Here is an 8,230-nt window from a genome sequence, read left to right as displayed (position 1 = left end):
GGTAGTAAATAAAAGCGTTCCGTGAGCTTTCAGCCTACCAAATGTCCATTACGCCCAATTTGACATAGATACTTACAAGCCTTCAAAAGTAATACATAAAAAAAAGTATTCTATATATTGGGGAAGAGAAAATGGTAAATTCTGGAAAAAATATGTTTGTGGTAATGTTCGATTATATTACTGTAATGTAAATAAAGACAACAAATTGAATTACGAAAAAATATTCAGAACAATAAAAATATTAAAAATAGAATGAGAATTTCATGACCATTCAGTATGAGTATTGTACGTTGTCAAACAAAAGTGCACAACTGCAAATGTAGTTATTTATTCTGATATTTCATTGTTTTATTATCAAAAAATCTTTTGTTGATTGAATTTTGCTTTATCACTAATCTTATAAGGTTCTATATAATTCAGGCTTATCGTGTGCTGTTTCAATAATCAAATTCTTTAATATCCTAAATCTGATAAAGGAACAACTCCTGATATTATATCTAAATATGTTTTATACTCCAAAGGAATTTGCTGTCTGAACATTATATCTTTCTCTGGATCGACATTTTTCTTTAATTTATAGCATAAATATAACCTTTCATTTAAGTTCGGGTATATTTCTATAGTTGTTAGTTCATACGCTTTAACAGAATCATAATCTTTGACAGTTAGTTTACGGATTTCTTTCTTATAAATACCAGAAAGATGAGTATTTTTAGAATCCTCTTGTATATCTTTCTCAACTAACAAACAATTATGTAATCCTGCTGTAATAAATGTTCTTTCGTTCTTCGTTCCTTTCCAAAATGTCATTCTTTCGAACTCACCTGAAATTATCCAGAACTTAAATAATTGTCCGTAGCCTTCTAAACCATGAATGCCATTTACATCTTTTATTTGACTTAACTTGAGGAACTGCCTTGTTACTGCATGACAAAACAATATATCATCTACAGATAATGTGTCTATATTCCACGTACCATCGTTACTATACACTTTAAAGAATATGAGGTAAGGCTTCTTTATCATTTGCCCTAAGACATAGACACCATTTCTTAATTGTATGGATATTATTTTATTTTCTTTCCAAGATATCATTTTTGTTATCATAGTGCAAATATACTTTTTTATTAATAATTATAACTAAAACCCAAAACTTAATTGGAGGTCAAGTTGTGCACTTTTGTTTGAATACGTACAACCATAGACTTGTAGTTTTAATATTATACATTCTGTTCTCTATCTCTATTGTGGCTTGCGTTTTCGTACCACGTTTTTTTACTCTTTTATTTATGACGTCATATTTTAGAGTGTATGACATCATATTTTGAATCTTAATGCTCATTCTTTAAGAATCAGGTAGTTATTGGGATAACTCCCAATTTGGAGTATTACTCGCATTATCAATTGTTCCTGGTAAAACAATATCCTCTATGGGAGTTTGTTTATACCATATTTTTGTTATGTACGGATACCTTTTCAAAATCTGTTCTATAATTCTTTGATCATTTTCACCAGTCTTCCAGTAATCAAAACAAGAGTAATAGTTTGCATAATCAGAAATTATATCAAAAAATATTTTCCTATTATAATCGCTTGGGAAACTAACTGCCTCACTAATAAGATTTCTATCGTCAAGAAGTAAAAAATCATCAGAAAGATTATTCCTGCTATTTATCATCTCTTGCCCACATTTACTCGTAATTATATTAAGCAATTTATCTTTATCTATCACGAAAAAAAACAGATATCCTTTTTCGCGTAGCTTATCACATAAGCTATTTGCATTTTGTAGTTTAAATTGTTTGTTGTTTCCTCTTCTTAATTCATTAATGTCTTTATAATTATCTCTACAAATAACTCTTTTAAGCATTAAAAAGTGTTCATAAGCTAATGTATCCTTTTCTAAAAGAGATTTCAAGTGCACCCTAAGTTCTATTTTAGGAGCACAGACACTCTGTGCATATACACAAACTGAATATTGCAAAATCAGCAATAAAAAAAATACATTTTTCATTGTTTTCTTCCTTTCTTTTTTGTTTCATCAGCTACATAAAGGTATACAACTTTAGCCTGACTTACATGCATATTACTATTACCGCCTACTACTTCTTTCCCATTATAAATGCTTACATGTCCAGAATAGCTAACTCCTTCTTTAGATATCATAATAAAAGTTCCCCCTTCGATTTCCAAATTTACTTACGCCCTGTTCTATCGATTTTGAATTTTGTACAGAAATAATTTTGTCTTTATTGTACGTTGTAAAATAAAAGTGCACAACTGCAAATGTAGTTATTTACTCTGATATTTCATTGTTTTATTATCAAAAATTCTTTTTGTTGTCATAGTGCAAATATACTTTTTTATTAATAATTATAACTAAAACCCAAAACTTAATTGGAGGTCAAGTTGTGCACTTTTGTTTGAATACGTACAATATAAATATTATTAGATAGTTACAAGGATTTTAAGCGCATTTATTGCCAAATAAGCCTAAATACACTTTGGGAAGACGGAATTAATTTTGTAATTACTAATTTTAAATTTATAATTATAAATTTGATAGATTTATATTATATTTTTTTCATTTCTTATTAGTTTTAAAAAATAGCTTTATTTATTCTTCGTAAAGTCTGGTTTGTGTATTTATTGTTGTAGGACTGAAAGACTCCATTTAAAATATAGGAGAACGACAAAAGCGAGAAGATCAATGACATCAAACAAGTCGGTATTTTTACTTTTAACGAGTGTTGCTATGGAAGAAACAAAAAACAATATATAACAGGAATTTTTATCAATGCAAAAACTGGTAATACATAGTGTAAAACAAAGATAGATTTCACTTACTTTTAGGACACTACCAATTTGATTTGTTTCATGATGGACTGAATTTCAAAAGTTAATACGGAATCGCCTATATAAGCAATTTCGCAATGAATTATATGCGAATTAAGTTTTACCAAATAGAAATTAAAAATAAAATGATGTCATCTCAAAAGATATAATTATTTTTGCATTTTAGTACTATTGTTTCCCAACGTACAGCATAGAACAATATTTCATTGATATATATTGAGGTGTTGATAATTTAGAAAATAAACGTAATGAAGTAATAAAGAGAATTATGGCTATCAAGTTAAACAGAGGCGCAACCCATGCCAAGAAGGATATAAAAGAAGGTGATATTTTTTATGTCTACAATGATTATTACAAGAAATATTTTTTTGGCAAAATTCTTGTAGATATATCCGGGCGACTTACGAAGCACGTTGAAAAAAATAGTGTTCTTAACTTCTTCTCTGATTGTTATCTGGTTGCTGTATATAAAGAAATTTCCGATACACCAGAATTAAATAGTCGGGAATTTATTATCCCTGGTTGCTTCATCTACAAAACCAGCTTTAACCGTAGAAACAGAAACGGGTTTGATTGGGCGTATTATGCTTATGAAGCTGTAGATTACCATGCTTTAGAATTCCCGGAGTTTTTCCTTTGTAATGATGATGGGGTTTCGCTTGTACGTGGTGAACTCGAGTTTCGGACGGAATTGTCTCGCCAACAGGAAGAGGAATATAAAATTAGAGGAACGAAGTCGGGTAGTATAGATTATTCCAGTGCTTTGCTGTTGCAAGGATATAATGCCTATAACGATAGAATAAACTATCACGACCTTCGCCTGTTGCCTGATCTTCGAAAGCACATTTACGATATGATAGGCGAAGATTCTAGTATAACGTATTATGAATTGGCTTTGAAGTACGGCAAGGATACGGGGCGTTTCTATATAGATGCCTTGTCAGAAGAATCCCAACCAGTCAAGACTGTGGAAATAGACAAAAATACAGGATTTCCATTAGAATTGTTATGCGGAATTGCGTGGAGCTTCAGACAAAAGAGATATTCATCGTTGGCTTTATTTACAGATGCCTTACAAGCGTATAATGAAGAACTTTCAGGCAGATATATCCCTAATATTTGGACTGATGAGCTGAAGCTGATTGGTAGTCGTATCCTGGTGCAGTTTGAGTTTTGGGACGATGAACTGGAAGATTCAAGGGAAGAAAAGATTTTATTGCAAGCAGACAATGGCAGCTGTTTTACAGCATCTGAACTTATTTACAAGATTCATAATCAAGTCTGCGACAAGCTTACTAATGACGACAATGTTTTCTTTGAAGGACTACAGATGTTTGAAAGAGACGATGTCAATTATCCTGGAATCCCTTATTATTTTATACTTCAAGGCAGTTGAAGCTAATATTAAAAGTTATGAATGAAATGTTAAAGAAGCTCTTAGGCGACAAGTTCTCCCGTGCGAATAATATAGCTAAGTCTGTACGTTCTTTGCAACGCGTGCCAGAAAAGGAGCGGCCGAGGATTGTTAAGAAGGCAGTTTTCAATATCTACGTGATAGGTTCTATTATTATCCTTATCTCTCTGTGGCTTTATTTTTTTGGAAATGAAGTAAGTTCTATACCGATAGGTAATCATCTTGAAGGTGAAACATTCAGGTCAAGGAAAGCTAATCTCTACTTACATCTTCTTGTGCCAGTATTCATTCCGTTGATTTTTATTTTCAGTATTCCTTTGCTCATTCGTAACTATATCATCAAGAGGATTGTTGACAAGGAGTTTCCGAAAGATAAGAAGTTACAGTAGATTATGTATTCTTGCCGTGCAGTAAAACTTTAGAGGGTAATCTCTGTTAGTAATATAGACTTAAACTTATCATCGGTTATTAAAGGTCTTGTCTTTTCAGAATAAGTGCATTATTTAATGCTTACAGTTTGAAACTGAAAATCAAGCCCCTCGATGAGTAAAATGGATGCAATACTGATAGATAAGAAATCCAGAGATTTATGTTTATTTTTATCGGACGGCAATAATTTATCTACTGCTTCAGCTATGAAGGAGATAAAGTTGGCTTTATGGCAACATTACTTTATCGCCTTCTTTAAGTCCACGTTTTACAATTTTCTTGTTTGCTTTAATCATATTCTTTAAGCGTACTCCGTATAGCTGTGCAATATCGTAGAGACTTTCGTTGCTCTTTGCTATATGGTATTGTCTGCCAAAGTTATCTGGAACGTGATGTTGCTTTTTCTTTAGCCATACAATCTCGCCTTCGCTGAGTCGCGCATCTTCTGGTCGTTCATTGTATTTAGCTAACTTATAAGCTTTTATACCAATTTCGTTGGCAATATGTTCATAGGTTTCGCCAGCATGTGCGGTTAAGTAACAGTTATCGTTGAATGCTCGGAACTGTCTTGTGCGCATATCTACATTGTTTTGTTGTGGACGAGTTGGTGTGGGTTGTACATAATCTGAATTACCCAGCACCATGTTGTCATATTCGTAAAGACGATATAGTTCAATAACATCAATAAGGCTGTACGCATAGACAGGGTTAGTGGCATAACCTGCTCGTTTCAGTCCGTGCGCCCAACCACGATAGTCCTTTCTTGAAAGTTGAAACAGACTACTGTATCGTTTGCGTTCTCTTAAGAATTTTGAATGGTCTTCGTAGCTTTCAATTGGGCTACTATAAACTCTAAAACATTCACCTTGTTCATCGTCATCGTGTGATATAGAAGGTCCAGTCCAGTCATGACACTTAATTCCAAAGTGGTTATTAGCAACAGTGGCGAGTCGACTTTTGCCAGCACCACTTTCGAGAACACCTTGTGCGAGTGTGATGCTTGCAGGTATACCATAGCGCTGCATCTCTCTAATTGCTATATTCTTATATTTGTTGAAGTAGTCTTGGTAAGCTTGATTCCAACGGATTTTTGGTGCAGCTATAGTTGTACCAATACTAACGAGTGCTGCAATTATAATGAGTATGTATCGCTTCATGACGTTTGTTCAAGAATGAATTAACTGCAAATATAAGATATTTATGTTGAAGGGCAAAGGTAAAAGTTTTAAAAATTACGAAAAAGTGTGTTTATTTAGGGCTGTAAAAAGAAAGGCTGGGCGCTTTGTTAGCGTCCAGCCTGTGTTATGATGAGATGTAATTAGCTATAATTACTTGCTTTCTTCCATCTTCTTCTTGAGGTCAGCGAGTACGCCGAGATCTCCGAGAGATGTACCAGCTGCAACGTTATTGATTTGTGTTGCAGATTCAGCATGCTTCTTAGGAGCTGTACGTTGACGACGTGGCTGCTCTTCTTTTACTTCTTCGAATGTGCGAGAGTGTGAAAGAATGATGCGTTTTGTGTCTTTAACGAACTCGATAACTACGAATGGGAGTTCCTCACCAAGTTGTGCTTGTGAGCCGTCCTCCTTAACAAGGTGTTTAGGAGTAGCGAATCCTTCGCCGCCTTCATTGAGAGTAATAACTGCACCCTTATCCATAGACTCTGTAATCTTACCAATGTGTGTTGAACCTGGAGTATAGATTGATTCGTAAGTATCCCAAGGATTAGTTTCGAGTTGCTTGTGACCGAGACTCAAGCGACGATTTTCCTTGTCTATTTCGAGTACAACTACATCGATATCAGCACCAGCCTGAGTAAATTCAGATGGGTGTTTTACCTTCTTAGTCCAAGAGAGGTCAGAGATATGGATAAGTCCATCAACGCCTTCTTCAAGTTCTACGAAGATACCGAAGTTAGTGAAGTTGCGGACTTTAGCCACGTGTTTAGAACCTACTGGGTACTTAGCTTCGATAGCTTCCCATGGGTCTTCTCTTAGTTGCTTAATGCCAAGAGACATCTTACGTTCGTCGCGGTCGAGTGTAAGTACTACTGCTTCAACCTCATCGCCTGCCTTCATGAATTCTTGAGCAGAACGTAAGTGTTGGCTCCAGCTCATTTCTGAAACGTGAATCAAGCCTTCTACGCCTGGTTGTATTTCTACGAATGCACCGTAATCAGCCATAACAACAACCTTACCCTTCACGTGGTCGCCCACCTTAAGGTTTGCATCGAGAGCATCCCATGGGTGTGGAGCAAGTTGTTTCAAGCCGAGAGCGATGCGCTTCTTATCTTCATCGAAGTCGAGAATAACGACATTGACCTTTTGGTCGAGTTCAACAACTTCGTGTGGGTCGTTGATACGTCCCCAAGAAAGGTCTGTAATGTGAATGAGTCCGTCCACACCGCCGAGGTCAACGAATACACCATAAGAGGTGATATTCTTAACAACACCTTCAAGGATTTGTCCTTTTTCGAGGTGAGAGATAATCTCTTTGCGTTGTGCTTCGAGCTCTGCTTCGATGAGTGCTTTGTGTGAAACGACTACGTTGCGGAACTCTTGGTTTATCTTAACCACCTTGAATTCCATTGTTTTGCCAACGAATACATCGTAATCGCGTATTGGATGAACGTCAATCTGGCTACCTGGAAGGAACGCTTCGATGCCAAATACATCAACAATCATACCGCCCTTAGTGCGACTCTTGATGTATCCCTGGATAACTGCGTCTGCTTCGAGTGCTTCATTGATATTTTCCCAGCTCTTCTGGAGGCGTGCCTTCTTGTGTGAAAGAATGAGCTGACCACCTTTGTCTTCCTGGTTTTCAACGTAAACTTCAACCTTATCGCCTACTTTAAGCTCTGGGTTGTAGCGGAATTCAGATGCTGGAATGATACCGTCGCTCTTATAGCCAATGTTAACAATAACTTCTTTCTTATCGATAGAAGTTACTTCGCCTTCAACAACTTGGTGTTCTTGAATTTTGTTAAGGGTGTTGTCATAAGCTTGTGTAAGCTCGTTCTTGTCGCCACCAACGGTAGAACCGTTTTCAAAGTCGTCCCAGTTGAAGTCTGACAATGGATTGACGTTTTCGAAATTTGTCATAAATGATTTTAAAAATGTTTGTAATTAATAAAGTTAGACTTTATGTGAATAATTCTCTCAAGAGCACAATGTGCTCCTATAAGGGCGCAAAGTTACTAATAATAATCTGAACCTAAGCAGGTTTCAGTAATTTTTTTTGTTCTTTTTACTATTTATTTACCATTTTCTTTTGCCCTATCTTCTGAACGATTTTCGTTGATCCGAATTTGTTAGAATAGGGCGAATCAACTACCTGCATGATTATTCCATATTTTCATTCGATATATTCTATTAATGAATATTCATACGATTGCGGTTTGTTTCTGTCTATATTGTGTAACTACCATGTTATCAACGCATTATAATACCCATTGTTTTGCGTTGCAAAACAGGCTCTTTTACGTTGCAAAACAGGCACTATTACATCGCAAAACAGCCTCTTTTAGAA

Annotated in this window: 7 protein-coding genes; 2 read left to right on the top strand and 5 right to left on the bottom strand. The window is 35.2% G+C overall.

Going from position 1 to position 8,230, the window contains the following annotated elements:
* Positions 1-453: 453 nt before the first annotated feature.
* The 3 genes from HXN26_RS04175 to HXN26_RS04165 form a co-directional block, all read right to left on the bottom strand.
* Positions 454-1,095 carry a hypothetical protein gene (locus HXN26_RS04175; protein WP_112316905.1) on the bottom strand — a complete coding sequence of 214 codons (642 nt, stop codon included), beginning with the start codon at positions 1,093-1,095 and terminating at the stop codon, positions 454-456.
* 265 nt (positions 1,096-1,360) lie between these two features.
* A complete protein-coding gene (locus HXN26_RS04170; protein ID WP_273158933.1) occupies positions 1,361-2,014 on the bottom strand; it encodes a hypothetical protein in 654 nt (217 codons plus the stop codon).
* Positions 2,011-2,166 (bottom strand): hypothetical protein, encoded by a 156-nt coding sequence (locus HXN26_RS04165; protein WP_273158931.1) that lies wholly within the window; start codon positions 2,164-2,166, stop codon positions 2,011-2,013. Before HXN26_RS04165 ends, HXN26_RS04170 begins: the two co-directional genes overlap by 4 nt.
* A 958-nt stretch (positions 2,167-3,124) precedes the next feature.
* On the opposite strand from HXN26_RS04165, the gene HXN26_RS04160 reads away from it, so the two are divergent.
* Positions 3,125-4,252: a sugar transporter gene (locus HXN26_RS04160; RefSeq protein WP_273158930.1), complete on the top strand. Its 1,128-nt coding sequence runs from the start codon at positions 3,125-3,127 to the stop codon at positions 4,250-4,252.
* 17 nt (positions 4,253-4,269) lie between these two features.
* Positions 4,270-4,659 (top strand): hypothetical protein, encoded by a 390-nt coding sequence (locus HXN26_RS04155; RefSeq protein ID WP_273158929.1) that lies wholly within the window; start codon positions 4,270-4,272, stop codon positions 4,657-4,659.
* A 267-nt stretch (positions 4,660-4,926) separates the two neighbouring features.
* Here the strand turns inward: HXN26_RS04155 and HXN26_RS04150 are convergent, their stop codons facing one another.
* Together HXN26_RS04150 and rpsA are read right to left on the bottom strand one after the other, a co-directional pair.
* Positions 4,927-5,856, bottom strand: a complete 930-nt coding sequence (locus tag HXN26_RS04150) for a glucosaminidase domain-containing protein (protein ID WP_273158928.1) — start codon at positions 5,854-5,856, stop codon at positions 4,927-4,929.
* A 171-nt stretch (positions 5,857-6,027) separates the two neighbouring features.
* Positions 6,028-7,803 (bottom strand): 30S ribosomal protein S1, encoded by a 1,776-nt coding sequence (gene rpsA, locus HXN26_RS04145; RefSeq protein WP_025000878.1) that lies wholly within the window; start codon positions 7,801-7,803, stop codon positions 6,028-6,030.
* Positions 7,804-8,230: the final 427 nt, after the last annotated feature.

The sequence above is a fragment of the Prevotella aurantiaca genome (genome assembly GCF_015262605.1).
GTDB lineage: Bacteria > Bacteroidota > Bacteroidia > Bacteroidales > Bacteroidaceae > Prevotella > Prevotella aurantiaca.
The sequence above is the reverse complement of the archived record's forward strand: the minus strand, read 5'-3'. Positions and strand labels throughout refer to the sequence as shown.